Source organism: Mucilaginibacter sp. PAMB04168, from assembly GCF_039634365.2.
Taxonomy (GTDB): domain Bacteria; phylum Bacteroidota; class Bacteroidia; order Sphingobacteriales; family Sphingobacteriaceae; genus Mucilaginibacter.
Genome location: NZ_CP155079.2, coordinates 4,487,981 through 4,514,762 on the forward strand (window position 1 = coordinate 4,487,981; position 26,782 = coordinate 4,514,762).

Annotated in this window: 21 protein-coding genes; 6 read left to right on the forward strand and 15 right to left on the reverse strand. The window is 43.6% G+C overall.

The window, feature by feature from the left end; translation table 11 throughout:
* Positions 1-4 precede the first annotated feature (4 nt).
* The 6 genes from ABDD94_RS18930 to ABDD94_RS18955 all read right to left on the reverse strand — a co-directional run bounded on the left by ABDD94_RS18930 (position 5) and on the right by ABDD94_RS18955 (position 6,019).
* On the reverse strand, positions 5-799 hold the full coding sequence (locus tag ABDD94_RS18930; RefSeq protein WP_345953545.1) for a DUF4292 domain-containing protein: 795 nt from the start codon (positions 797-799) through the stop codon (positions 5-7).
* Positions 777-2,498: a tetratricopeptide repeat protein gene (locus ABDD94_RS18935; protein ID WP_345953546.1), complete on the reverse strand. Its 1,722-nt coding sequence runs from the start codon at positions 2,496-2,498 to the stop codon at positions 777-779. Before ABDD94_RS18935 ends, ABDD94_RS18930 begins: the two co-directional genes overlap by 23 nt.
* 8 nt (positions 2,499-2,506) lie before the next feature.
* Positions 2,507-2,941, reverse strand: a complete 435-nt coding sequence (gene dut / locus ABDD94_RS18940; RefSeq protein ID WP_345953547.1) for a dUTP diphosphatase — start codon at positions 2,939-2,941, stop codon at positions 2,507-2,509.
* 2 nt (positions 2,942-2,943) lie between these two features.
* Positions 2,944-4,425, reverse strand: a complete 1,482-nt coding sequence (locus tag ABDD94_RS18945) for a polysaccharide biosynthesis C-terminal domain-containing protein (RefSeq protein ID WP_345953548.1) — start codon at positions 4,423-4,425, stop codon at positions 2,944-2,946.
* Between the two features lie 101 nt (positions 4,426-4,526).
* The gene (locus ABDD94_RS18950; protein WP_345955995.1) at positions 4,527-4,799 is read right to left on the reverse strand and encodes an acylphosphatase; all 273 of its coding nucleotides are present in this window, start codon (positions 4,797-4,799) and stop codon (positions 4,527-4,529) included.
* Between the two features lie 56 nt (positions 4,800-4,855).
* The gene (locus ABDD94_RS18955) at positions 4,856-6,019 is read right to left on the reverse strand and encodes an amidohydrolase family protein (protein ID WP_345953549.1); all 1,164 of its coding nucleotides are present in this window, start codon (positions 6,017-6,019) and stop codon (positions 4,856-4,858) included.
* Between the two features lie 162 nt (positions 6,020-6,181).
* Here ABDD94_RS18955 and rlmN point away from each other — a divergent pair, with 162 nt between their 5' ends.
* Positions 6,182-7,276, forward strand: a complete 1,095-nt coding sequence (rlmN, locus tag ABDD94_RS18960; RefSeq protein WP_345950525.1) for a 23S rRNA (adenine(2503)-C(2))-methyltransferase RlmN — start codon at positions 6,182-6,184, stop codon at positions 7,274-7,276.
* A gap of 81 nt (positions 7,277-7,357) precedes the next feature.
* On the forward strand, positions 7,358-8,056 hold the full coding sequence (locus ABDD94_RS18965) for a phosphoribosyltransferase family protein (protein WP_345953550.1): 699 nt from the start codon (positions 7,358-7,360) through the stop codon (positions 8,054-8,056).
* A 302-nt stretch (positions 8,057-8,358) separates the two neighbouring features.
* Here the strand turns inward: ABDD94_RS18965 and ABDD94_RS18970 are convergent, their stop codons facing one another.
* From ABDD94_RS18970 to ABDD94_RS18985, 4 genes are all read right to left on the reverse strand, one after another.
* Entirely contained in the window at positions 8,359-11,487 is a 3,129-nt protein-coding gene (locus tag ABDD94_RS18970; protein WP_345953551.1) for a PAS domain-containing protein, read from the reverse strand.
* A 25-nt stretch (positions 11,488-11,512) separates the two neighbouring features.
* Positions 11,513-12,784, reverse strand: coding sequence for a serine hydroxymethyltransferase (glyA, locus tag ABDD94_RS18975; RefSeq protein WP_345950522.1), 1,272 nt, complete (start codon positions 12,782-12,784; stop codon positions 11,513-11,515).
* Positions 12,785-12,815: 31 nt separating this feature from the next.
* The gene (locus ABDD94_RS18980) at positions 12,816-13,565 is read right to left on the reverse strand and encodes a segregation/condensation protein A (protein ID WP_345950521.1); all 750 of its coding nucleotides are present in this window, start codon (positions 13,563-13,565) and stop codon (positions 12,816-12,818) included.
* 84 nt (positions 13,566-13,649) lie between these two features.
* Positions 13,650-14,642, reverse strand: coding sequence for a hypothetical protein (locus ABDD94_RS18985; protein WP_345953552.1), 993 nt, complete (start codon positions 14,640-14,642; stop codon positions 13,650-13,652).
* 227 nt (positions 14,643-14,869) lie between these two features.
* Here ABDD94_RS18985 and bla point away from each other — a divergent pair, with 227 nt between their 5' ends.
* Entirely contained in the window at positions 14,870-15,778 is a 909-nt protein-coding gene (bla, locus tag ABDD94_RS18990; RefSeq protein ID WP_345950519.1) for a subclass B3 metallo-beta-lactamase, read from the forward strand.
* 156 nt (positions 15,779-15,934) lie between these two features.
* On the forward strand, positions 15,935-17,863 hold the full coding sequence (gene dxs, locus ABDD94_RS18995) for a 1-deoxy-D-xylulose-5-phosphate synthase (protein WP_345953553.1): 1,929 nt from the start codon (positions 15,935-15,937) through the stop codon (positions 17,861-17,863).
* Between the two features lie 95 nt (positions 17,864-17,958).
* Here the strand turns inward: dxs and ABDD94_RS19000 are convergent, their stop codons facing one another.
* From ABDD94_RS19000 to ABDD94_RS19010, 3 genes are all read right to left on the reverse strand, one after another.
* A complete protein-coding gene (locus ABDD94_RS19000; RefSeq protein WP_345953554.1) occupies positions 17,959-18,240 on the reverse strand; it encodes a hypothetical protein in 282 nt (93 codons plus the stop codon).
* 97 nt (positions 18,241-18,337) lie between these two features.
* Positions 18,338-18,925, reverse strand: a complete 588-nt coding sequence (locus ABDD94_RS19005; RefSeq protein ID WP_345953555.1) for a pyridoxamine 5'-phosphate oxidase family protein — start codon at positions 18,923-18,925, stop codon at positions 18,338-18,340.
* Positions 18,926-19,063: 138 nt separating this feature from the next.
* Positions 19,064-20,572, reverse strand: a complete 1,509-nt coding sequence (locus ABDD94_RS19010) for an NAD(P)H-hydrate dehydratase (protein ID WP_345953556.1) — start codon at positions 20,570-20,572, stop codon at positions 19,064-19,066.
* A 195-nt stretch (positions 20,573-20,767) separates the two neighbouring features.
* Here ABDD94_RS19010 and ABDD94_RS19015 point away from each other — a divergent pair, with 195 nt between their 5' ends.
* On the forward strand, positions 20,768-21,118 hold the full coding sequence (locus ABDD94_RS19015; RefSeq protein ID WP_345953557.1) for a hypothetical protein: 351 nt from the start codon (positions 20,768-20,770) through the stop codon (positions 21,116-21,118).
* Between the two features lie 49 nt (positions 21,119-21,167).
* Here the strand turns inward: ABDD94_RS19015 and uvrA are convergent, their stop codons facing one another.
* The gene (gene uvrA / locus ABDD94_RS19020) at positions 21,168-24,026 is read right to left on the reverse strand and encodes an excinuclease ABC subunit UvrA (RefSeq protein ID WP_345953558.1); all 2,859 of its coding nucleotides are present in this window, start codon (positions 24,024-24,026) and stop codon (positions 21,168-21,170) included.
* Between the two features lie 149 nt (positions 24,027-24,175).
* Positions 24,176-24,847, reverse strand: coding sequence for a lytic transglycosylase domain-containing protein (locus ABDD94_RS19025; RefSeq protein ID WP_345953559.1), 672 nt, complete (start codon positions 24,845-24,847; stop codon positions 24,176-24,178).
* Between the two features lie 322 nt (positions 24,848-25,169).
* On the opposite strand from ABDD94_RS19025, the gene ABDD94_RS19030 reads away from it, so the two are divergent.
* Complete coding sequence (locus ABDD94_RS19030) at positions 25,170-26,570, forward strand: pseudouridine synthase (RefSeq protein ID WP_345953560.1); 1,401 nt, start codon at positions 25,170-25,172, stop codon at positions 26,568-26,570.
* Positions 26,571-26,782 lie beyond the last annotated feature (212 nt).

Consider the following 26,782-nt stretch of genomic DNA (forward strand, 5'->3'; position numbering starts at 1 on the left):
TATTTTAATTGGCAGGTTCAAATCCATCCGGTATGCTGAACGGGTATTCTAAAGGCTGGTTAAACTCGGTGCGGTTGTACTGCAGCGAGGCTTCAATGCTTTTATCACGCACGTTAGACAGAATGTTAATCTGCGATGGAATGATCTTATTATCGGCCTGGATAAACTGGCTGTTGGTTACCTGCAGCGATTGGCGTGCAGGTGCATTGGCAAAACTGGTTTGCGTAACCTTCGAGTCAATCCCTACAAGCAACCGGTAAGCAATCTCATTTAAATTACCGGTTATAGTTATACCACCGCCCGGTGCACTTTCAATTTTCCCGTTCTCGCTTAGCAATTCGTTTATTGCATTGCCAACCAGCAACGATTCAACTGTTTGGTAATTTACCTGCCGACTGGCGTAGTTGTTTATGTAGCTGAAAGGCTTTTTTAGATATACGCGCTGCAGGCGGTTTACAACCACTACACTATCAGGCGTGATTTGCGCACGGGCAACTTCTATACCTAACAGAGCTGTTATAGAAACCCATATCTTTTTACCGTGTTGTATACGGATATTCAGGGTAACATCATTGCTTTTACCGTCAATAGTAAGTTTGGTTTTGGCCCTGCCCGAAAACGTATTAAAAACAGTTTGCTTAGAACGAATAGCCTCTAAACGTGCCAGCATAGGGTTTACAGCTTTCGCGGTTACGGTTGAATCGGCTTTACGAACTACCAGTTGCTTCTTTGCCTTGCATCCAAACAGTGCTGCCAGGCATAATGTCAACAGCAGCTTATTCAACATATTTCTTCTCATTTATCTTACGATCTAAAACTGACGATTGCCCGCCATACTCCTTTGCTTTTTTCCAGTTTTGTACCGCAGCTTCGGTATTGCCGAGGTAAAACATAATATCGCCGTAATGCTCGGTTTGTACGGCATTACCGTCTTTACTATGCGTTAACGCTTTTTCTATCCACTGACGTGCGTCTGCATACTTTTTTTGTCTAAACAAAATCCAGGCATACGTATCTTCAAACGATGCTGTATTAGGTTGCAGATCAATACTATGTTTCGACATTTGGGCAGCCTTTTCGAGCTGCTCACCACGTATAGACAGATAATAGGCGTAGTTGTTTAATGTATAAGCGTTATCCGGATTATAAGTTAATGCTTTATCGTAAGCAGCGTCAGATTTGGCATTATCCTTCAGTTCGTGATAACAATCGCCCAATGCGGCATAACTTTGCGCCGAAAGGTCTTTATCATCCAGTTCAAGCGCTATGGTATTTTTTAAATAACCTAATGCCTTGGCCGGTTGCTTTTTTTGCAAGTACGCTATAGCTACCAGGTAGTTCATCCACGCCTGATTAGGAAATAACGACAAGGCATTGTCTCCATCTTTAATGGCTTCATCTATAGCATTTTCGCCGAGCTCCAGTCGTACTAGCTGCTCATGCACCATATAGATCTCCGAGTTCAGTTCTACCGATTTTTTATAAGCGGCTTTAGCTTCCTTCAGCTTATTGTTTTGTGCCAGCATATCGCCATAAATGGCCTGCGCTTTGGCATCATTAGGGTGAACGTTGGTGGCAATACGACTTAGCTCCAATGCACTAACTTTCGCGTTAGCATCCGGAAACTTGGGTGTATAACCGAGTATAATGCGTATCTTTTGATCTATGTCCAGACCCGGCGCTTCAAAAGCCAATTGCAGTTGTTTGTAACTGGCCTCGATTTCTTTTTTGTTGCGGTAAGCATCGGCCAGGGCCAAGTGCAGCATGCCGTTGTTAGGCAGTACCTTTTCGCCGCGTTGCAATACTTTAACGGCCTTATCAGTAAGGTGGTTGGAATTATAAATTTCGCCCAGCAGCAGGTAATACCTCACCTGGTCGGGATTTGAGGCAATCAGTTGCTCCAACTCCGCCGCGGCTTTTTCTACGTTGTTTTGTTTCAGATATACCTTTTGCCGGTTAATTACCAGGTCATCGGTTAAACCGGTTAGCTGCTCCAGCTTGGCATATACGGACAGGGCCTCGTCATACCGCTTTTCCAGGAAAAGGGCATTGGCTTTGTCATAGTAATAATCGGTTTTATCGGGGTTAAGGCGCAGTAACTCGTCAAAAACATGCTCCAGTTTGGGCATGCTGCTGGTTTTCTCGTAACTATCGGCCAGGGCTACCCAATACCATTCATTATTGGGTTTCAGAGTTACGGCTTTTTCAAGTAGTTGCTGTACATCAGCATGCTTGTTTTCCATACTGCGCAAGCCTGACAGCTGGTACATAGCTGCATCATTATTGGCATCAACCTGCAACACACGTGCAAAAAGCTCGGCAGCGCCTTTAAGATCTTCTATCGTTTTTTTGCGCAGGGCCTCATAATAAATTTGCTGCACAGCCATGCTGTCAACGGATGTTACCGGCGTACGGGAACTCAAGTTTGTGCCATTGGTTTGTGCAACCGCCATAGCCGGAATGAGTAATAAGCCTATACCAAAGTACCCGATTTTCATATACTTATTTATACTACGCCTGTATGCCCATAACCGCCAGCACCGCGCGATGTTTCACTCAACACTTCAACTTGTTGCCACTCCACTTTTTCATGCTTGGCTACTATCATTTGTGCAATACGGTCGCCCGTGTTGATCTCAAAATCATTATCCGAAAAATTAATGAGCAACACTTTTATCTCGCCGCGGTAATCGGCATCAACCGTACCCGGAGAATTTACAATGCCAATACCATGCTTAAACGCTAAACCACTACGTGGGCGTATTTGTGCCTCAAAACTTTCTGGCAGTTCAATATGCAGGCCGGTTGGAATTAGTTTACGTTCCATGGGTTTTAGAACCACAGTGTCTTCTATATCGGCGCGCAGATCCATACCGGCAGCATGCAAGGTTTCATAAGCCGGCAGGTCATTTTTAGAGTTATTGATGATTTTGATGGTCATTACTATTTTTTTAGTATGGCCAGTATTCTTTTCCGCTCAGCCATAAAGGCAGCCCCTGCAAATAACACAAGCAGGGCATTACCTACTACTAAACTGCGATGAAAAACACTGAATGATAAAAATACGATTATGATTGAACTTATAATATAGGTTAAGTTTTTTTTGACGTTGTATGGTATGGGATAGTTTTTTTGCCCCCATAAGTAGGACAGCACCATCATAACCGTGTAAGCAATTAAAGAGGCCCAGGCAGACGCCATGTAACTGTACGCCGGGATAAAAACAACGTTGAGTACAACAGTAACTAAAGCGCCTACACCAGATATATATAAGCCATACTTGGTTTGGTCTGACAGCTTATACCAAATGGACAAATTCATGTATATACCTAAACTTACATACCCGAACAGCAGCAATGGCACTACATTAAGACCCGACCAGTATGATTTGCCTATAAAGTACTTAAGCAATTCTATGTTAGCCATTAAACCCACAAAAATTACCGACACAGCAATTACAAAGTAATTCATGATTTGCGCATATGTATTTGCAGCATTCTCTTTTTTTGCCTGGCTGAAAAAGAATGGTTCTGCGCCCAGCCTGAACGCCTGTACAAACAAGTTTAAAAAGATGGCGATTTTGGCACAGGCATTATAAATACCCAATTGTGTACTGCTGATATTCTCCGGTAAAAGCTTCCCTATCAATATCTTATCGAGATTTTCATTAATAATAAAGGAGAAATTGGCAATGAGCACCGGCCAGCTATAGCGCAGCATGTCTTTAAACATGGGCGCATCAAAATTAGGTTTCAGTTTTAGCAGTTCAGGCAACAGCATTACAAAGGTGAGCAAACTGGCTACTACATTAGATAGGAATACATACCCCAGCCAACCCGGCCTAAACCAAGACTGAATCCATACCGCCCCTGGTAATTGGTGGTTTACTACATAAGGCAGCACCAATATAAAAATAAGGTTAAGCCCAATAAATGTAAATATGTTTACCAGCTTTAACAAGCCGTATCGCCCCGGCCGCCCATCTGCACGTAGCTTGGCAAAAGGGATAACACACCAGGCGTCAATAACCAGAATGGCAATAAAAAAGCGGGTGTAATTATTATAATCCGCAACGGATGTTTGGGAATCTACCCTGATCCAATTGGTTATAGCGCTCACAAAAGGCAGCGTAGTGAACAAAAAAAGCAAGGTGATAATGAATATGGCAGCAAAGGAGTTGTTATAAACCTGCTGCTTATCGTCGGCTCTTTTATTAAGGTACCTAAAGTAGGTGGTTTCCATACCAAAAGACAGCAAGGCATTGAGCATAGATGCCCAGCTGAACATGTTTCCGAAAATACCATACACGCGCGGTGGGTACGCCCGGGTGTATAACGAGGTGAGGAAGAAATTTAACGTTCGGCCTGCAACGGTTGTTAAACCATATACAGCAGTTTGACCGGCAAATTTTTTAGCAGTAGACAAATTGTTTGAATTTAGCGTCCGTAGATGATGGTTGAAAACTCATAGTATGCGAAAGTCCTTAAACCGTCGTAAACTTTGAATTACAAACTAAGACCTTATTATCATCTTTTAACTACTTCAAAGTTACGATAGTTTTTGATTTCACCTTCCTCACTGTTTACCGATGTTACGCGTGCCCGTTCGGGTCCTTCATTGCACCATTCTAAAAACATTTCGAGCATAGCGGGCTCGGCCTCTGCTTCGATGTATACATCGCCATTGCCTTCGTTCCGGGCAATACCACGTACGCCTAACTGATCGGCCACGGCCTTGGTAGAGGCACGAAAAAAAACGCCCTGTACCTTGCCTTGCACGGTTATGTTTAAATGCTTTATCATACAGCCTTATAAATTAACTGCAATAATACGGCTTATGACACAATGGGAAGTGATTAAAGTAAACGTTTTACCTGCGTTTCGGGTGTAATTTTCAACCCATCTAACCCGGTTAATAAGTTCAACCCTGGTGTTTTACCGGGCTCTAATGTACCATACTCATCATCGATTCCTAAAAAGCGGGCCCCATTTATTGTGCCCCACTCCAGCAATTTAGCAATGGTTAGTGATGGAAAAGCACCTTGCAGAGTGCGCATTTCGTTTAAAATACACAATTTATCATTGGATGCCAGGCTATCGGTACCTAAGGTAAGATTAAAACCTTCGTCTAAAAACAGTTCCACTTTAGGGAGGCGGCCTTCAATGTACAAGTTAGCATTGGGGCAAAAGCACCAGTTTATTTTACGGTCAAACCGTTTTACAAAATAAATATCTTTTAAGTTGGTACAGGTATTATGTACCATTAAAATCTCGCTTCGGCTGCTCAACAGCGGCACTATTGATTGAAGGGAATTACGGGCCTGAGGTTTGAAATAGCTGATATCCATTCCAAATGACTCATAAAGGTCGATAAACTTTCCGTTTTTGTAACGGTAAAATTTATTCTCATCCTCGCACTCCTGGTTATGCATGCTCAGAAGATTATCGTAATTATCGCTATAGGCTTTAATTAGCCTAAAAAGTTCTTTAGATACCGAGTAAGGTGCATGAGGAGTAATGGATGTAGCCATTGGCTTGAACTGCTTTTGCAGCTCGAGCGCATTTTGAAAGGCAATTTCTGCCCGTTCGGGCAAAAAGCTAAACATCTCAATAAACGTATGGTAATATAATTTACTGCCCTGTTTAGCAGCTAAACTGTTGGCACTGTTGGAGATATCACCAACAGCTACAATGCCATTGTCAAACATCTGCTGATCGGCCGCTGCTGCTGCTTTCGCTATAGCATTGTCATCAGCAACGCGCAGCTTTTGCACGTCCTTAATAAACTCTACAAGGCCTGTACCTTTTTGAGTTTGGCCCTGTAAGTGAGATAGTTCCACATGGCAGTGGGTATTCACAAACCCAGGGCAAAGTATACCGTTCAACTGCTCAACCTCAACTCCGGGTTGTGCGAAAGTACTTACTGAAATGATCTTACCTTCATCGTCAACGGTTACAATTCCATTTTTTATCGGATCGGCTATTATTGAAAAAACGTAATCGGCTCTAAAACTTTTCATTTAATGAAATTTATCTTTCAAACTCCCCACCTATCCAGAACATTATTTAAATGTAGCAACATAACTGTGTACTACAATTAACTTTTAGTTGTTGTTTTTTAATTTTACAATTCTAAAACGAAGCTTTAAAAGCCGCCCAACTATTTTATTTATCTTTGTATTGTGAACGCAAACAATAGTAAGATTGATATCCGCAGCCTGAGTTTAGAAGCTCTGCAACAACACTTTATAAGCATGGGCGAAAAGGCCTTTCGTGCTAAGCAGGTGTATGAGTGGCTTTGGAAAAAATCATGTTTTTCATTTGAGGACATGAGTAATATTTCAAAAGAACTACGCCAGAAACTGGAGGCGCAATTTACTATTAATAATGTGATTATTAACAACTCACAGTTTAGCGCGGATAAAACTATAAAAAATTCCTTTAAGTTGTATGATACACACTTAATTGAGGGTGTGTTGATTCCAACTACAGACAGAATGACGGCCTGCGTGTCATCACAAGTTGGTTGCAGCCTTACCTGTAAGTTTTGTGCTACCGGCTATATGGACCGTAAGCGTAATCTTAACCCGGATGAGATTTACGATCAGGTTGTTTTATTAAGCCAGCAGGCACAGCAAAATTACGGCATACCGCTTACCAATATTGTTTACATGGGCATGGGTGAGCCTTTACTTAATTATGCCAACGTACTAAAATCTATTGAACGCATTACCGCCGAAGATGGACTTAATATGGCTGCTAAACGCATTACGGTATCAACCGCTGGTATTGCTAAAATGATTAAAAAGCTTGGTGACGATCAGGTGAAATTTAACCTGGCATTATCCTTACACGCTGCTAATGACGAAAAGCGCAACCAAATTATGCCCATTAATGAGCAAAACTCACTAAAAGCTTTGGCCGAGGCTTTAAAATATTACTACAACAAAACTAAAAACTCAGTTACTTACGAGTACATTGTATTTAACAACTTTAATGATGAATTGCAGGACGCCATGGAACTGGCCCGTTTTTGCAAGCACCTCCCCTGCAAGGTAAATATCATTGAGTACAATCCTATCTCATTTGCCGACTTTGTAAATGCTGGTGAAGACAAAATTGATGCCTTTGCCGCTTATTTGCGTAAACAAGGCATTATTACCAACGTGCGCCGTAGCCGCGGTAAAGACATTGACGCCGCATGCGGTCAGTTAGCCGTAAAAGATGGCGATAAAGTAAAGAGTGAACAATCGGCAGAAAAAACGCTGGTTGTTTAAAGCTGAAATTACCTATTGTGCACTGATAGTTTGCTTTTTTAGTACTGAATCTTTATTCTTGGCTACTGAAGCTTAAACAAAGTGAATCTGCGCAACACCTACCTTGGTAATTTTTTAAACCTACTTTTCCCGAGGTTGTGCCAGGCCTGCCGGGCCAGTTTGCTGGGTACCGAAGATCTTCTTTGCACACACTGCATTTATGATTTGCCTTATACCAACTTTGCCAGCCAACCGGGCAATATTGTAGCGCAACAATTTTGGGGCAAGGTTAATGTACAATTTGCCTACGCCCTGCTTTATTTTGAAAAAGGCGGCAAAGTACAGCACTTAATACACCAGTTTAAGTATAAAGACATGCCCGCCATTGGCAATAAGCTGGGCAATATAGCAGGCGAACAATTAATTGCCAATCCATCACTCGGCACAGTTAATTATATTATCCCCGTGCCGTTACATATGAACCGCTTGCGCGAACGTGGCTACAATCAAAGCGCCCGCTTTGCACAAGGATTAGCCGATAAGCTTTCAGCGCCTGCATTGGAAAACAATTTGGTGCGACTGGTTAAAACTTCTACCCAAACGCGTAAATCGCGTTTTGAAAGGCACGAAAATATGAAACAGGTTTTTGCTGTATTGAAACCAGAACAGCTTGCCGGCAAACATATTTTACTGGTTGATGATATTGTAACCACCGGCTCCACGCTGGAAGCCTGCGCGCAAGAATTATTAAAAGTGCAGGGGCTCACCTTAAGTATTGCCACCATTGCCTACGCGGTGTAAGTTTGAATTATAGATGGTCTATTTCAGATTATCTAACCTGAATACAGGAATTAAACAGATGTTTTTTATCACATCACACACCTTAAGAGCGCTTTTTTGGCGAGGAATAAGCAATCAAAAATCCAACATCAGAAATCTGAAATATTTTTGAAACTTTCTGAGAAACAACTCCGTACAAGTACATGGAGCGTTTGATCATAATTAATGGCAGGAGTTCGTTGTAAAAAGCGGCTCCTGTTTTTTGTTATCATATAACCACAAAAAAAGCCGGCAAAACCGGCTTACATGCTTTCAAGATTCTTTTACTGCTGCTGGTAGCGGCTCAGCTTATCGTACAAATTTTTCGGATCGAACGGCTTCAGAATAAAATCATTCATACCCACCTCTTCAATCTGATTTAGCTGATTGCTTAACATAGACGCTGTTAAAGCTATAATAGGCACATTTTTAAAGTACTCATCGTCCTTACCGCGCAAAGCCTGTGTAGCTTCCAGGCCGCCCATTTCGGGCATATGAATATCCATCAAAATAACATCATAATTGCGGTTGGCAACTGTTTTTTGCACAGCTTCTAAGCCATTTTCGGCAAAATCGGCTTGTATACCCCACTTTTTGAGCACCTTGTTAATTAACAGACGGTTAATTTGATTATCATCGGCCACCAGTACATTTATTTTTAAGCCAATCTCGGCTGCATTATCATTTGCCATGGTGTAATTTTCCACTTTTTTGAAGGTAATAGTAAACCAAAAAGTTGAACCCTGCCCCAGCACGCTGTCAACGTTAATACGCGAATCGTGCAGTTCGATCAAGCTTTTTGTTATAGCCAGCCCTAAACCTGTACCACCATACTTACGGGTAGTATCGGTAGAAGCCTGTTTAAATGACTCAAATATAGTATTAGTTTTGTTAGCAGGAATGCCTATGCCGGTATCAGTTACGGCGAAACGTATGCGTACCTCCTGCGAGGTTTGCTCTAACACTTTCAAGTCGATAGTGACACCGCCTTTTTCGGTAAACTTAACCGCATTACTTGCCAGGTTAAGCAGTATTTGAACCAAACGAGTACGATCGGCAAGTATGCGTTGCGGCACCTCGCTGTCTACGCTTTCTTTAAAATAAATTTCTGTAGCATTAAGCTTATACTGCATAGAGCTTACCACGCTATGCACCAGCTCACGTAAATCTACCGGCGTTTTTTCGAGCTCTATATTGCCGGTTTCAATTTTGGCAAAGTCGAGCACATCGTTAATCAACGTCATCAAGTTCTCTGCCGAGAATTTCAGAATATGTAAATTCTCTTTTTGTGACTCTGTCGGGTTATCTTCTGACAATAGGTGCGACATACCTATCACGGCGTTCAACGGCGTACGTATCTCATGGCTCATTACCGATATAAACATATCCTTAGCCTTGCTTAGCTGCAGTGCTTCTTCTTTGGCCGCAATCAGCTCCAGCTCGGCTTTTTTCTTGGATGTTATATCAATAATTACTTCAATAAACTTTTTAACCTTACCCGTTTCATCTAAAATAACCGAATTAATTACAGATATCCACAATGGCTGCCCGTCCTTTCGGTACACCAGCAAATCCACTTCAAACGACTGCTTGTTTTTTGAAAGCTCCCGTGATTTCTCAATGATACTACAGTCAGTAAGTTCTCCCTTCAATACATCGCCTAGATGGGTGCCTTTTACAACGTCCAGGTCGTACCCTGTAATTTTCTCGAAGGCATCATTTACCCATTCTACGTTGCCTTCGCTATCATTAATTACTATGCCGCTCACCGTGTTACTGGCCACTAATGAGAGTAGCGTTAATTCTTCTTCGTTTTTCTTACGGTCGTTGATATCCACACATACAGTAACCTGTCTTTCTAATTGTCCGCTCTCGTTAAAGAAAGGACTGTTAGACAAGAATACCCAGTGTGGGGTACCATCTTTTTTGTAGATTAGGATCTCTATTTCGTAAGGTGTGTTGTGGGCATAAGCTTCTTTGGCTTTTTCGAACACATTAAGGTCGGTATGTTCACCAACCAGCATATTGCCAAACATCCTGCCTTTCATCTCTTGCAGGGTGTAACCTAAAGCCTCTTCCAGCGCCTCATTCATCCAAATCACCCGGCCTTCGCGGTCGCGGATGAGAACACCGCTTGGCGATTTGGCTGATGCAAATGATAAAACTTCGAGGTCCTGCTCGGCCGTTTTACGTGCAGAGATATCAAGAAGGATTTTAATGTACTTTTCAACCTTGCCTTCGCTATTCAATATAGGCGAATTTGTTACCGATACCCACATAAAGTGGCCATCCTTATGCTGAATTTTAATCTCGATTTCGAAAGCTTTTTTAGACTGCAGCAGTTCGTTTAACCGGGTACTGATAGCATGATCGGTATAATCACCTTTAAACACTTCGCCCATCTGCTTATTCATCAAATCGGCCAGGTTATATCCGGTAATGCTTTCAAAAGCTTCGTTGGTCCATATCACCTTGTTATCGGCGTTGGTAATAGCGACGCCGTTGCTCACCTTACTGGCAACCAGCGAAAGCTGTTCAATTTGGGCCTGGGTCTTTTTCTGGGCTGTTATATCGCGTCCACTAGCATACCATTTACCGTCGCGGTTTATGGCTGTCCAGCTTATGCACTTTTCTTCCTGACTTTTAGCAAGTACACAGGTTTCAAGCTCGAATGCTTTTTTAGTACGCAAACCCGACTCAATTAACTGTGCAAACTGATTACGGTCATGATCAACTACAAACTCCCATAATGAGCGGCCTATCAGTTGCTCGGGTTTGTAACCCAGCACATTTTCAACAGCATTGTTAATCAGTTCAATCTTCGAAGTTTCATCAGCGATGTAATGTATTTCAGATGAACTGTTAAACAGCGTAAAAAAATCTTTATGCCGCTCCAGGTTTTGTTCCAGCTCCTTTTTTTGCCTGCGAAGCGAAAGGTGTGAGATGACCTCGCCGGCCAGGGTTTGCAGAGCGTCGCGTTGCTCTGGGCTTAATGTTTTCGGCTGATTATCAAAAACACAAAGTGATCCCAAACGGTAACCGTCGGGATCAACCAATGGTGCACTTGCATAAAAACGTATGCCCATGCCGCCTTTCACGAAGTCGCTTTCTGCAAAAATTTCATGCTTGCTGGCGTCGTTAACCTCTACCAGCAAATCATCCATAATGGTATAACGGCAAAAGGCGTCGGCCCGCGGTATTTCATCGACCGGCAAACCTATTTTTGATTTAAACCACTGTCTGTTTCCATCAATAAAGGTAATAAAGGCTAAAGGCGCCTGGCAAATGTATGAAGCCAAACGAGTGAGCGCATCATACTCCTCTTCCGGAAATGAATCCAGAATATCATAAGAATGAAGCGCTTTTAAACGTTCATCTTCATTGGCAGGAACAGACGACCGGTCAATTACCATGTATTACTTTAATGATTATACGTGCTTAACTATACAAGGGAAACTTTTCAGTTAACGCATGTACACTTTTACGTACTTTCTTTAAAGATTGTTCGCTTTCCGGATCTTTAATTACATCATCAATTAATTCGGCTATTTGCTCCATTTGTTTTTCTTTCATGCCGCGGGTAGTTACCGCTGCGGTACCTATACGTATACCTGAAGTTACAAAAGGCGATTTATCATCAAACGGAACCATGTTTTTATTTACGGTGATGTCTGCCTGCACTAAGGCATTTTCAGCAGCTTTGCCCGAAATATTTTTGTTACGAAGATCAATCAGTATCAAATGGTTATCTGTACCGCCCGATACAATTTCATAACCTAGTTCGATCAGTTTTTTAGAAATGGCCTGTGCATTAAGTTTTACCTGCAGCACATACTTCATATAGCTGTCGCTAAGCGCTTCCTGAAAAGCCACAGCTTTAGCAGCGATAATATGCTCCAGCGGGCCACCCTGTGTGCCGGGGAAAACAGCGCCATCCAACAAAGCCGACATTTTTTTGATCTCGCCTTTAGGTGTTTTGAGGCCCCATGGATTATCAAAATCCTTACCCATCATAATCATACCACCACGTGGGCCGCGCAATGTTTTGTGGGTAGTTGTAGTTACAATATGACAATGCGGAAGCGGATCAGTTAATAACCCGCGGGCAATTAAACCTGCCGGGTGCGAAATATCGGCCAGTACCAAAGCACCTACCTCATCGGCCACCTGGCGTATAAAGGCATAATCCCAATCGCGCGAGTAAGCCGAAGCGCCGCAGATGATCAGTTTAGGTTTCTCCTGCAATGCGGTTGCACGTAGTTGCTCATAATCAATCAAACCTGTTTCTTTAACTACACCATAAAAGAACGGCTGGTACAATTTACCCGAGAAGTTTACAGGCGAACCATGGGTTAAGTGACCGCCGTGCGACAGGTCGAACCCTAATATCTTATCGCCTGGCTGTAATACGGCCAGCATAACAGCGGCATTGGCTTGCGCGCCCGAGTGCGGCTGCACATTTACCCACTCGGCATTAAACAGTTGCTTGGCACGCTCAATGGCAATGGTTTCAATTTCATCCACAATCTGGCAACCGCCATAGTAACGCTTACCTGGTAAGCCTTCGGCATATTTGTTAGTTGCTACCGAGCCGGCAGCTTCCATTACCTGCTTGCTTACAAAGTTTTCTGACGCAATAAGCTCTAAGCCTTCTTCCTGGCGTTGTTGCTCAGCATCCAGTAATTCAAATATCAGTTTGTCTTTTTTCATGGTCTTTACAAGGCGCCTAAGTTAATCAAAATCAGTGTGGTGTTCGGGGCGCAATCCAAAAATTATTATAATCCAGTCCTAATTGTATATCTATTAACTCCTGCTGTAGCATCTCCAGCATGGCCAAAAAGTTATAAATAAAATGCACCCGGTTCTCTGAGTTTTTCACCATGGCATTAAAATCGAGCTTGCCATTAATACGCAGCAGATCATCAATCACTTTCTTTTGTTGCTCAATGGTGTAAGGGTATTGCACTACCGTGTGCGTCACTTCCTCTGAGCGGCTAAGGTAACGTCGTGTAACCCGTTCGTAAACCTGCATCAGGCGGTAAAGGGTAAGTTCTGAAAGCTCTTCGCCGGGGGTAGCTACGGCTTCAATGCCAGCAAGTTCGGCCGCGATATTGCCACGGCGCTCCTGCTTAAAGCGCTCATCCTCAAGTGGCCGCAACTGCTCACATATATCTTTAAACTTTTTATACTCAATCAGTTTTCTGATGAGGTCCTCTTTGCTGTCAACCTCGTTCTCACCATTTTCGGCCTCATAACGGGGTAACAGCATTTTAGCCTTTATGCGCATAAGGGTAGCGGCCACAAATATAAACTCGCTGGCCAGCTCCATATTCAGGCTATTCATCTGGTGTATGTAGTCCAGAAAATCGTTGGTGATACGGGCTATGGCAATCTCATGAATATCCAGCTCATCTCTTTCAATAAAAAAGAGCAGTAAATCGAAGGGGCCTTCAAACTGCGGCAACCGGATAGCAAAACTCTCATCGGCCATAGTATACCAAAGATAAGATTATTATAAATTGACCTTACAAATATCTTTAATTCACCCCCTATTGCACGTAACCACATACAACTGTTATTGTAAAGTATCTATCAAACCATAATGCATAACTGATTTTTTTGCCCCACCCGGGTAATCATCAAAGGCGGTATACTGCAGATACTTTTTGTCTAAATCAATACCCGGCATCACCTGGCCTATTACCTTCCTCAGCTGCATATTTTCCTTTTTCAAGGCAGCCGTATCTTTCAAGTTGAGTTTTGATACGTAATAAATCATCGGAAACATACCTTCATCCATAGGCTGGTTAAACACCCTAAATATTTTAGGCTGTGTAGGCAATTGTTTCACAATGAGCGGAAACTTGTAGGCAGCCTCCGCTTCAGTAATTACCTTACTATAAAATTCGTCAATCTCCGGCTCTTTGGCATAGCGCCATATAGTGCTGGGCAGCGCGCAACTGCGTGACAAGTTAAGCGTATTAACAACGTCCATAAGGTAGCCCTTGGCATATTTTTGTTTAGCAACTTCGTATAGCTCCGGAGCAGTTTTACCTTGTATAGCGTAAGGGTTTAATTCCAGCTCGGTTAGTTTCCAACCGTAATCCAGTTTGTTATAATAAGCTGTCAGCAACCATTTATCAGTTCCATTTTTTAATAGATAAAAGGCAAAGTACATCTCCTTAGTACCGGGCTGATAATTGAGCGAATAATTGTTAGCCCCGTGATGGTTAGCTTTAATAACGTTAGGGCGCTTATACTGATGCACTACGTAAAATTCATCGAGTAAGCTGTTTTGGCCCGATTGCATGCGTATGCTGCACAGCTCAACCGTGCGGTTAATATTTACATCCTGCAACATAGTGCGCGACATGATATCCTCAAACAGCTTGGCATTGTTGGCTTTTAAGCCGGCTAAAAGTGTTTGGTTCATGTTATGAAAATCACCGGCGATGCCCGACGGAATTTCCTCATTTTTCCAGGTACCTGGACCATTTTTACAGGCGTTTAACGCAACAAGCACCGCCATTAACCAGCCAATAAAGCAACGGCTTCTTGAAAATATCATAGCAATTAATCAGGTTGATAATCTATTTTCAAATATGGCAATTATAGCTGGTTATGGACATAGACTTCAATACGTTACAATCATTTTTTATAATAACAGGAAAAAGGCCATAAAATAAATCCCGCATCCCACTTTCAAATTAAAAGTACTTTTATATATATTTGCATACAGCAATTTCAGGTTGTGCTTAACATTAAAAACGTAGTCTCCTTAGCAATAATAGCGGCATGAGCATTAAACGAAAAATATGGATTGGTATAAAAGTGATTATTACCGTAGGCGCAATATGGCTATATATTAGGTGGAAAGACGCCAGCAACTACGGCGGCCAGCGATATAAGGAGCCTTTCCGCATAGCCGGCAACCTTTATTACGTAGGTACACGCGATGTAACTTCATACCTGTTGGCCGGACCAAAAGGCCACGTCCTGATTGATGGTGGCTACCCGGGAACTGCGCCTATGATTATAAAGAGCATTACCCAACTCGGCTTTAAAATTACGGATGTAAAAATACTGCTCAACTCACATGCTCACGTTGACCATGCAGGTGGCTTGGCCCAACTGCAAAAAGCATCGGGGGCACAATTGTGGGTGAGCGAGAATGATGCCGATATTATTGAGTCGGGCGGCGCAAGTTACAGAAACCCGGGCCCGTTAAACTTACTGATGCATCTGGGTATTATAGGCTATCCTGCTGCCCGGGTTAACCACCGGTTTAAGGACGGAGCCCAAATACGCCTGGGACCAATTGAACTTACCGCACACGTTACCGGCGGCCACACGCCTGGTGCCACTACCTGGGCAATCCCGGTTCAGGAAGGTAACCGCAAATTGCTTGCGGTTGATATGTGCGATTTACAATTGCCTATGCCCCAGTCAATTTTTAATTGGAATTATGATACACAAATTCAGAAAGAATTTGAACGTGGTTTTAAAACACTGCGCAGCTTGCCCACCGACATTTACCTTGCCAACCACGCCCGAACCTACAGCCAGAAGCGTAAGCTGGCCGAACGCAGCATTGCAAAAGACCCTATAGCACCGTTTATAGACAGGCAGGGTTATTTGGACGATATTAATAAGGCTGAAAAGAAGTTCATACAAACCATAAAAGAACAGAAGCAATCTGATTAACGGTTAAAACATACGTACAACTAAGCTTACAACCATAAGCTATTTTACTGGCTAATTAAATTCATTGCCCATAAAAACAAATAGCTTTAACAAATTGTCAATTCAAATACCAACAAAAATAGCTTACTTTGTAAGTTAATTATCTGTATTCAATTCATGCAAGTACCGGCCGGCGATTTACTCCAAAAAATAAATTCACCATCTGATTTAAAGCAGTTTAGTGAGGATGACTTAGAGCAGATCTCGCAACAGCTACGCCAATATATCATTGATGTGGTGTCGGTAAATGGCGGCCATTTTGGCGCCAGCCTGGGTGTGGTTGAACTAACTGTAGCCCTGCATTATGTACTGAATACCCCTTATGACCAACTGGTTTGGGATGTAGGCCACCAGGCCTACGGGCACAAGATACTGACCGGCCGTCGTGATAATTTTCATACCAACCGTATTTACGGAGGTTTGAGCGGGTTTCCTAAACGTTCAGAAAGTGAATATGACACGTTTGGCGTAGGCCACTCTTCCACTTCTATATCGGCTGCATTGGGCATGGCCGTTGCTTCGCATTATAAAGGTGAGAAAGACCGCCAGCACGTAGCCGTAATTGGCGATGGCGCCATGACTGCCGGCATGGCCTTCGAGGCATTAAATCATGCCGGTATTGCCAACAGTAACCTGCTCGTTATACTGAATGACAATAACATGTCTATTGACCCTAACGTGGGTGCTTTAAAAGAATACCTGGCCGATATTACCACCTCAAAGCCGTATAACAGCTTTAGGGCCGATATTGGCTATGTGCTTTCCAAGCTTTCGGCCATTGGGCCCGACGCTTTGAAGTATGCTAAAAAGATAGAAAAAAGCATTAAGGGAACTTTACTTAAACAAAGCAATTTATTTGAGGCCTTAAAATTCAGATACTTTGGTCCCATTGACGGCCATGATGTAAAACATCTGACCAAAGTGCTGCGTGATTTGCGTGATATACCTGGCCCCAAATTATTGCATTGCGTTACCGTTAAAGGTAAAGGTTATGCTTTGGCCGAAAAGGACCAAACCAAGTGGCACGCCCCCGGCTTATTTGATAAAATTACCGGCGAGATTAAAAAGACTTACTATGAAAAGCCCCAGCCACCTAAATTTCAGGATGTGTTTGGGCACACGATGATTGAGTTAGCGGAGCAAAACGCTAAAATTATGGGTATTACCCCGGCTATGCCATCGGGCTGTTCTTTAAACCTGATGATGAAGGCCATGCCCGACCGTGCTTTTGACGTAGGTATTGCCGAACAGCATGCCGTTACTTTTTCGGCCGGATTAGCGTCCCAGGGCTTAGTACCGTTCTGTAACATTTACTCCAGCTTTATGCAGCGGGCTTTTGACCAGGTGGTACATGATGTAGCTATACAAAAGCTGAACGTGGTGTTATGCCTTGACCGTGCCGGCCTGGCCGGTGCCGACGGACCAACACACCACGGCGCTTATGATTTGGCTTACATGCGCTGTATTCCTAACCTGGTGGTATCATCGCCCATGAATGAGGAAGAGCTACGCAACCTGATGTTTACTGCACAATTGGAAAACGCGGGTCCGTTTGTAATACGTTATCCGCGTGGCAATGGGGTAATGGTAGATTGGCAACGCCCTATGAAAGCAATCCCTGTTGGCAAAGGCCGCAAGATTTGCGATGGCGAAGAACTAGCTATCCTGTCTATTGGCGCCATTGGAAACGAGGTAGTTAAAGCGACAGGCGAATTAAATAATGACGGCATCTATCCAGCCCATTATGATTTGCGTTTTGTAAAACCGCTTGATGAAGCTATGCTACATGAAGTGTTTACCAAATACAGCAAAGTAATTACGGTAGAAGACGGCTGCCTGGAAGGCGGTGCCGGAAGCGCCGTACTAGAATTCATGGCCGACCATAAATACCAGGCCGAAGTAGTACGCTTAGGTATACCAGATGCAGTGATTGAACATGGTGAGCAACCCGAACTTTGGGCCGAATGCGGTTACGATGCAGCAAGCATAGTACGCACGGTAAAAAGCATGGGTGTTAAGCAAAACCAACATATCATTGCTTCTTAGGCGCAGCGTTGAGAGAGCCAAGAGTCGAGACAGAGAACCTTTAATTAGTAGTATTAATAAATAGTTACAGCAAACTTAATAGCTATTACAGTAACCTATGCGGTTACCCTTACCACTGTTTGCCCAAACCTGAGCAGGTCAGGGTCAAGATTCAGGCTAACCATGTGATCGGGATCCAGGTCTATTACCACACCGCGCTCGTGTGTGCCTCTGCCGCTAAACTCCACCTCAACGCCCAATTGCTGGAATGCAAGCCGGATGGCTTCGCGGAGGGTTATTCCGTCGGCAATCATTAGCTCCATATCTACCGTAAATATTTGTATTTGGCGGCCTTCTACAACGGCGGCAACAGCTGTGTCTATTTCTTGTTGAGTCATGTTTATGGGTGCAATTGTACCTATTATTTAGAAAAAGCACAATGGGGATGATGAGTCTTTTGCCTTAAACGTTATAGCAGTAATAACAAGTCAGGTATCAAGGTATTAACCATGTACCATCCCACCCGGCACCTTGCCAGGTGAATCTGGCCCGGCGGTTGCCATCGCGACTCAGTTGCAGATATTCCAAATAATTCACATTTATTTTAACCACAGCAAAGTTTTCATATCCGCCGGCGTCGGCATCATCAAGCTTTCGATTCGATAGATGTAATAATCCATCCGTTGCCTCCTCAACAGATGTTGTGGGCGCTGGCTGAGCCAGGTAAGCCCTCCGGCTTCTGTAACCGTCCTTTTGCCAGTAAAATGCAGCAGTATCATTCTGAAAATGTATTTCGGCCTCCCCTTTCAAAATCAATTGCATCTTTTGCTCATCGTTATAGCTAATTACGGTGAGTTTATTATTTTGCTTTATGCCCCCTACTTTCGGCGAGCGTACGTCGGTATAAAAAATGAGCGAGCGGTTACCTGCCGAGCCTTCTCTTAAAACTACCGTATAAGCATCAATATAATCGGCTGCATAACTACATACCTGGATGTACTTAAAACCTCCATTATCACCGTCTCTTTGGCCTGTTAGCTTCTTCCAGCTGGCATTAATTATATCTTCCAGATCCTCATTCATGTAGCTATAAAAAAAAAATATTTTTTTTTGTGTAACACTTTGTAATACAGTGCGTCTTATCGGTACTTTTAAAAGTATTTGTTGTTCTTTATAAGGTCAGTTAATGATAAAAGGTCTGTTACAAATACACCAGGCCTTTTATTTTTGTAGCATTTTAGCTACTGTAGCCGGTATACGTGCAGCAACCTGCCCCGGTAATACAACCTGTAAACGGTTAGGCAACGCCAACTCATCCCCCGCCTTGCCATGCAAATACACCCCCATTATACAAGCCTGTTCGGGCGTAAATTTCTGCGCCAGTAAAGCCGTGATAATACCCGTTAACACATCACCCATGCCGCCTACTGCCATGGCCGCATTGCTGGTGGAGTTAAAATACAGGTTACCATCTGGTGTTCCGGTTATGGTATAACTATTTTTTAGCACGATGCACAGTTTCAATTCCTGCGCTTTCAGCCTCAGCGTCTGCAGGCGTTGCCACCAACTGGCATGTTCGCCAAACAAGCGGTCAAACTCTTTCATGTGTGGGGTAATGATGCTACCGGCCGGCAGCTCACAAAGTAATTTAGAATGCGCGGCAAGCAAGTTCAATCCGTCGGCATCAACTACAACGGGCTTATCATATTCATTCAAAACATGCTGTAGCAGGCTGAGTGCATCCTCATCTTTACCTAACCCCGGGCCAATGGCCACAGCGCTGTACCTATCCAGTTCCAGATCGGGCAATTCATACTCCTGCCGCACAATGGCCATAACCTCGGCCTGGTAACTGTTAAGTGCGGTTAGTCCGCTTTGGGGTATACATGCGGTGGTTAAACCGGCGCCAGCATAAACACAAGCCGACGAGCACAGCAAAGCCGCACCCATTGTTTTGGCCTGCCCTGCAATAATAAGCGCATGCCCAAAGGTACCCTTATGACTAAACCGCTGCCGAGGTTTAAGCCATGCTTTAATATCCTTCTCTTCTACCAGCTGATAGGGCGATTGCAATGATTGAATGTAGGTCTCGTTCAATCCTATATTTACCGCTTCCCAACAATTTATGTAAGGCCCCGATTCGGGCAGCAAAAAATTTATTTTAGGCTGCTGAAAAGTGATGACCAGATCGGCTTTCAGCACAGTAGCATCAGGCATAACTTCACCGTAGGTAAAAAACCCGGTGGGCACATCAATAGCTACTACCGGCTTTTCAAGACTGTTGAGGTAGGTGACCAGTCTTTCGTAATCGCCGCTTAACGGTTTATTAAGGCCACTGCCTAACAGGGCATCTATTAAAATATCGCTGGTTTCACTAAGTTCCTGATAACCGGCTGTTAACTCAGTTATAGTTACCGGCATCAATTGTAATCGTTGCAAGTTGGTACTAAAATCATCAGATGCGCGGTCAGAAAAGCGAGCAATTTTTACATTGAGAAGGGTGTAGCCATGCTCATGCAGCAGCCGGGTAATAGCCATGCCATCACCTCCATTATTACCGGTACCGCAGTATACGGTTATAGACTTCCGCTTATCGGAAAAGTGGTTGATAAACCAGCTTACAAAAGCTTTAGAAGCACGTTCCATCAAGTCAACAGAATTGATGGGCTCATGCGCAATGGTATAAGCATCCGCTTCGCGAATTTGAGGAGCTGTTAATAAGGGTAACATAAGGTAAAAAGCAGATAAATAGACCCTTTGTTTTAAGAAATAAAATCCAAAACAATTCTAATTAAGCCAAACTGATACAAAAATATACTTTCTGTTTAAATAAATTACCAACACTTTGTTGATAATAACTTTCGGCAAAGTATAAACCTTACAGCTCGGAAGTAGTTGTTACTCAACATCTAATTTACAGAAATCATGTCAGAAACTAAGTCAGAAGAACAACATTTAGAAAAAACCATTGAAGCGTTAGAGAACAGTATTGAAAAAGAATCAGCTACTGGCTCTTCAACCAGTATTAACAGCTGGATTAAAACACTTTCAGATCACAAAGGATACCAAACCATTGTACATGATCTGGAAAAGTTAAAAGATGCCATTGCAGACAAGGATGGAAAAAAGGTTTATACTTTACTGGAAAAACTAGGTAATGAAACCGTTAAAGCGGCCGAAAAAGCGGATGGTAAAGAAAATACCGCTATCAAAAAACTGGGCAAAACCCTGCTCAAGGGATCTAAACTGGTAGAAAAATTAGTTGGCAAAGAGTAAGCCTACTATTTGTACAACAAAGGCTGCCATAGCTGGCAGCCTTTGTTTTTTATTTAGAAGCTTTAGCAGGTTCCATTTCCTTTACCAAGAACTGACCGGTGAAGCTTTCTTTAACTTTACACAAACCTTCAGGTGTGCCTTTGAATAAAATCTGGCCGCCGCCGGATCCACCTTCGGGGCCAAGGTCAATCACGTGGTCAACTACTTTAATTACATCCAGGTTGTGTTCAATAACCAATACGGTATTTCCTTTATCAACCAATTGCTGCAGTACACCTAACAGTACGTTAATGTCTTCAAAGTGCAAGCCTGTAGTTGGTTCATCCAATATATAAAAGGTGTTACCCGTATCTTTCTTCGATAACTCGGTAGCTAGCTTAACGCGTTGTGCTTCGCCACCCGAAAGGGTTAACGAAGACTGCCCTAAGGTAATATACCCTAAGCCTACATCATTCAAGGTTCTCACCTTGCGGTAGATAGATGGGATATGTTCAAAAAATGCCGTAGCATCCTCAATGCTCATATCCAATACGTCACTAATGGATTTTCCACGGTAGCGTACTTCGAGCGTTTCGCGATTGTAGCGTTTGCCGCCGCACTCCTCGCAGGGCACCTGCACATCAGGCAAAAAGTTCATTTCGATAACCTTCTGACCGGCACCCTGGCAGGTTTCGCAACGGCCGCCTTTTACGTTGAATGAGAAACGCCCCGGTTTGTAGCCCCTTATCTTCGACTCGGGTAGTTGTACATATAATGCACGAATATCTGAGAAAACACCGGTGTACGTAGCCGGGTTTGAGCGTGGCGTACGACCAATAGGCGTTTGGTCTATTTCAATTACCTTGTCAATGTTCTCTAATCCCTCAATTTTATCGTAAGCCAAAGGTTGCTTTTTAGCCCGGAAGAAATGGTGATTCAGAATTGGATACAACGTCTCTGTGATTAAACTGGATTTACCACTGCCCGATACGCCGGTTATACCAATAAGCTTACCTAACGGAAATTCAACCGTTACCTTTTTGAGATTATGACCGGTAGCTTTTTTAAGCGTCAGCGATTTGCCATTGCCCTTACGGCGGGTTTTCGGAACGGCAATCTCCCGCTCACCGTTCATGTAAGATGTGGTGAGCGTATGCGCGTTCATCAGCTCCTTAGGCGTACCCTCGGCCACTACCTGGCCACCGTGTACACCAGCTGCCGGCCCCATGTCAATTACATAATCTGCCTCCAGTATCATGTCTTTATCATGCTCAACCACTAAAACGGTATTGCCCAGGTCGCGCAGGTTTTTAAGCGCTTTTATAAGGCGGTCATTATCGCGCTGGTGCAGGCCAATACTCGGTTCATCTAAGATGTACATTACATTCATCAACTGTGAGCCAATCTGGGTAGCCAGCCGGATACGCTGCGCTTCACCGCCCGATAGCGTACGTGCCGTACGGTCGAGCGTTAAGTAGCTCAGTCCCACATCCAGTAAAAAGCCAATGCGGGCACGTATCTCTTTGAGTATCTCACGGGCAATTATGTTCTGGCGTTCATTAAGGCGTTCCTCTAAACCGGTAAACCAATCCTGCAGCGTGCGGATATCCATACAGGCCAGCTCAAATATATTCTTCTCATCAACCTTAAAATGCAGCGATTCCTTCTTTAAACGGGCGCCTTCGCAAACCGGGCAGGTTTTCAGCACACGGTAAGCTTCCATATCATCAGATATATCTTCGCTTTTGCGCTCCTGCTGCTCTTCCAGCATGCGGATCAAGCCATCAAACGTTACCTGATAGTTCTGTACATTCCATTTATTGTACTCAACTGCCACGGTAATGATCTCGTGCGAGCCATTTAAGATGATATCCAGCTTCTCGCGCGGAATTTTCTCAATAGGCACCGACAATGAGAACTCATACTTTTTGGCCAAAGCTTTCAGCACATGAAATATCCATGTTTCGCGATACTCTCCTATAGGGGCCAGGCCACCATTGATGATACTCAACTTAGGGTTGGGTATAACCGAAGCCTCATCAACAACAAATATATAACCCAAGCCATCGCACTTATCGCACGCGCCATAAGGCGAGTTAAACGAAAAAGTATTGGGCTGTGGTTCATCGTAAGAGATGCCCGAAACAGGGTCCATCAAAAACTTACTAAAATAGGATACGTTGTTATCCTTATCGGCAATACGGATAATGCCTTTGGCTGTTTTAAGCGCCGCCTGAACCGAAGTATATAAACGCTTGCTGTCTTTTTCGGTTACCACGAGGCGATCCACCACAATATCAATATCGTGTATTTTGTAGCGGTCTACCTGCATTTTGGGTTCCACGTCCACAATAGCACCATCAACATATACTTTTAAAAAGCCTTGTTTGCGTATCTGCTCAAAAAGTTCGCGGTAGTGGCCTTTACGCCCTTTTACCACCGGCGCCAGTATGTTTACGGGTTGGCCGTCAAACTTCTCGGTAATGGTGCGCAGTATCTGGTCTTCGCTCATGCGCTCCATTTTTTGCCCGCTTATGTAGGAGTAGGCCTCGCCGGCACGGGCATAAAGCAAACGCATAAAATCATAGATCTCGGTAATAGTACCTACCGTTGACCGCGGATTTTTACTGGTAGTTTTTTGCTCAATGGCAATAACCGGACTCAGGCCTGATACTTTATCTACATCGGGCCGCTCCATACCGCCCATAAACTGGCGCGAGTAGGCCGAAAACGTTTCCATATAACGGCGCTGCCCCTCGGCATATATGGTATCAAAAGCTAAAGACGATTTGCCGCTGCCGCTCAGGCCGGTAATAACAACCAGTTGGTTGCGCGGAAAAGAAACGTCGATATTTTTTAAATTATGTACCCGGGCCCCGTATACCTCAACTTCACTTTGTTCGCCCAGATCAATTGTTTTTTCGCTCATATTTTGTTTAGCAACAAGTATGTAAACTTGTAAAAGGCCGCTAAGTTTTTAGCCGCCTGTAAATAACTCAGATAGAGGCGCAAATATACGAAAAAGGCCGGCTTGCACAATGCAAGCCGGCCCAATTTGCTCCGTAAATACTAATTTTTTTAGTTGAGTGACAACACTTGCGCAGGCTTTAGATTTGCCCACATGTTGCCGTAGCCGTTCTCGACTGGCTTGTCAATCACTTCTTTCATGGCAACCAGTTTGTATACATACATACTGGTTTCGCGGTTGAGGCGCATGTAAAAATAATTGCCTTTGTTTTTTCGATTAATGGCTTTTTGCACCCTTGGCGAACCAGCATTGTAAGCGGCGGCGGCCAAAGTCCAGCTATTAAATTGAGCATACAGCTCTTTAAGGTATTTGCAGGCCGCAATGGTTGACTTACGTGCGTTTAAGCGATCATCCTTACCATGGCCCACTTTAAGGCCATACTCGCGGGCGGTACCGGGCATAAATTGCCATATACCTGCTGCACCGCGAGGAGAACGGGCTTGTCTTTCAAAACCCGACTCCAGCAAAGGGATATACTTAAAATCTTCGGGTATACCATAAATCTTTAGGATGGGCTCAATTACAGGAAACCATTTTTCGGCTTTGGTCTGTAAATCATCAGTTTTAAGCACATGATGACTATGCTTCCAGATAGAGTACCTGATTTTGCGATTTACTTTCGCATTAGTTAAAGGTAACTCCTCATCGGCAAAGTTTAAGGGAGTAGCGTTTGTACTTTTTTTAAACTCTAAAAAGTTAAAAAGAACAGGACTGTTTTTCAATGGCTTCTTGTCAGGAACACTAAAGACAAAGAGCTTTGAAATGATAAACAGCACACATATTACGGAGCACGTAACTAGGTGTTTTTTAATCATTCAATTAATTTTAGTTCAACAATACAGGTCTAGATGTGTTGGCAAAGATACAAAACCTTACACATAATCAAACACTTAGGCATACTTAGTGTTTGGAGCACTGTTGAAAACTTTTAAAAACACTGGGTTTAAACGGTCGTAAGCCAAGTTTTCGATGTGGAAATTTTTTTTATTAAATGGCAAATTTTCGTACCTTTGCTGCCCGCTTTTAGCGCTTTAACAAAAAAATATGGTGTTCAAAAAACCAGGGAACAGTCGCGACGACAAGTCCAACAAATCAGCCGGTAGGCGTACCGGCAGTGGCGATCAGCCACGCAACAGCTCTTCTCCACGCACCCGTAATGCAAATTCAGGTTTTAAAAAGTCAGACGATGGCAGCGCTCCTAAAAAAAGGTTCGGCAGCGATACTGATAAAAAGCCGTTTTCTGCATCACGCAAACCTTCAACCGGCAGCTATAATGCCGACGACCGGCCTAAAAGGAGCTACGGTGCATCAACCGATAAAAAGCCGTTTGCGCCCCGTGGCAGCAGGCCAGACCGCGAAGGAGGAGACAAACCTTTTAAAAGACCTGCACAAGGCGCAGACAGGCCATTTAAAAGAAATGCAGAAAGCGGAGATAAACCTTTCCGAAAAAGTTCTGAGGGTGGTTTTAAAAGCGACAGAGATTCTTCATTTAAAAAACGTACCGGCGGTGAGCAGCGCGAGGGCGGCGACAAAAAGTACAGCCGACCTACTGCATCATCACGTACCTGGAGCGAGAAACCAGCTGATTTTCAAGACAAGCCATTCCGCGAGCGCAGTGAGCGTTCAGAGGACCGCAAACCGGCTCGTAACGAGAATGCCGATGAACGCCCTACTCGTGTATTAAGGGGCCGCAATACGAAAAAGGCATCTGATAAAGACGAAAGCCACTTAATTAGATTGAACCGTTATATATCTAACGCCGGTATTTGTTCGCGCCGCAAGGCCGATGAGCTGATTGCCGCCGGTGTGGTTTCTGTTAATGGCGAGGTAATTTCTGAACTGGGCCATAAAGTGGACCCATCAAAAGATGTGATACGCTACAACGGCGAAACACTTAAAAGGGAAAAGATGGTGTATGTTCTATTGAACAAACCTAAAGATTATATCACCACAACCGAAGACCCGCAGGAACGCCGCACGGTAATGCACCTGGTAGAAAAAGCCAGCCGTGAACGTATTTACCCTGTTGGCAGGTTAGATCGTAACACTACCGGCTTACTACTCATGACCAATGACGGTGAATTAGCCGACAAGCTTTCGCATCCGCGCAACAGCATTACTAAAATATACCAAGTTGAACTAAACAAGAGCTTAACCCAGGGCGACCTGAACAAGATAAGCTTTGGTTTAGAACTTGAAGACGGCCTCATTAAGCCTGATACCGTAAGCTATGTACAAGGCGGCACTAAACGCGAAGTGGGTATACAGATCCACAGCGGTAAAAACCGTATTGTACGCCGTATCTTTGAACACTTAGGTTACGAGGTGGTAAAGCTGGATCGCACCATCTACGCCAACCTAACTAAAAAAGATCTTCCACGCGGCCGCTGGCGTTACCTGGATGAAAAAGAAATTATCCAACTGAAGCACCTGGTTCAGGTTTAGTTTATTTTTGGAATATAGAATATATGAGAATACAGCCTTTGCAGTTATGCAAAGGCTTTTTTTATGGATAAACTTCCCTTTCAGGTGGCTTAAAATAAAACTAACAAAATCCTCATCGCGACAAAAGATTGAATGTACGGGCCGGAAAGATCAACACCCTAGGTTGGCAAGCTAATCATCTTGCAATAACTTATCAAAATACTTTACTTGCA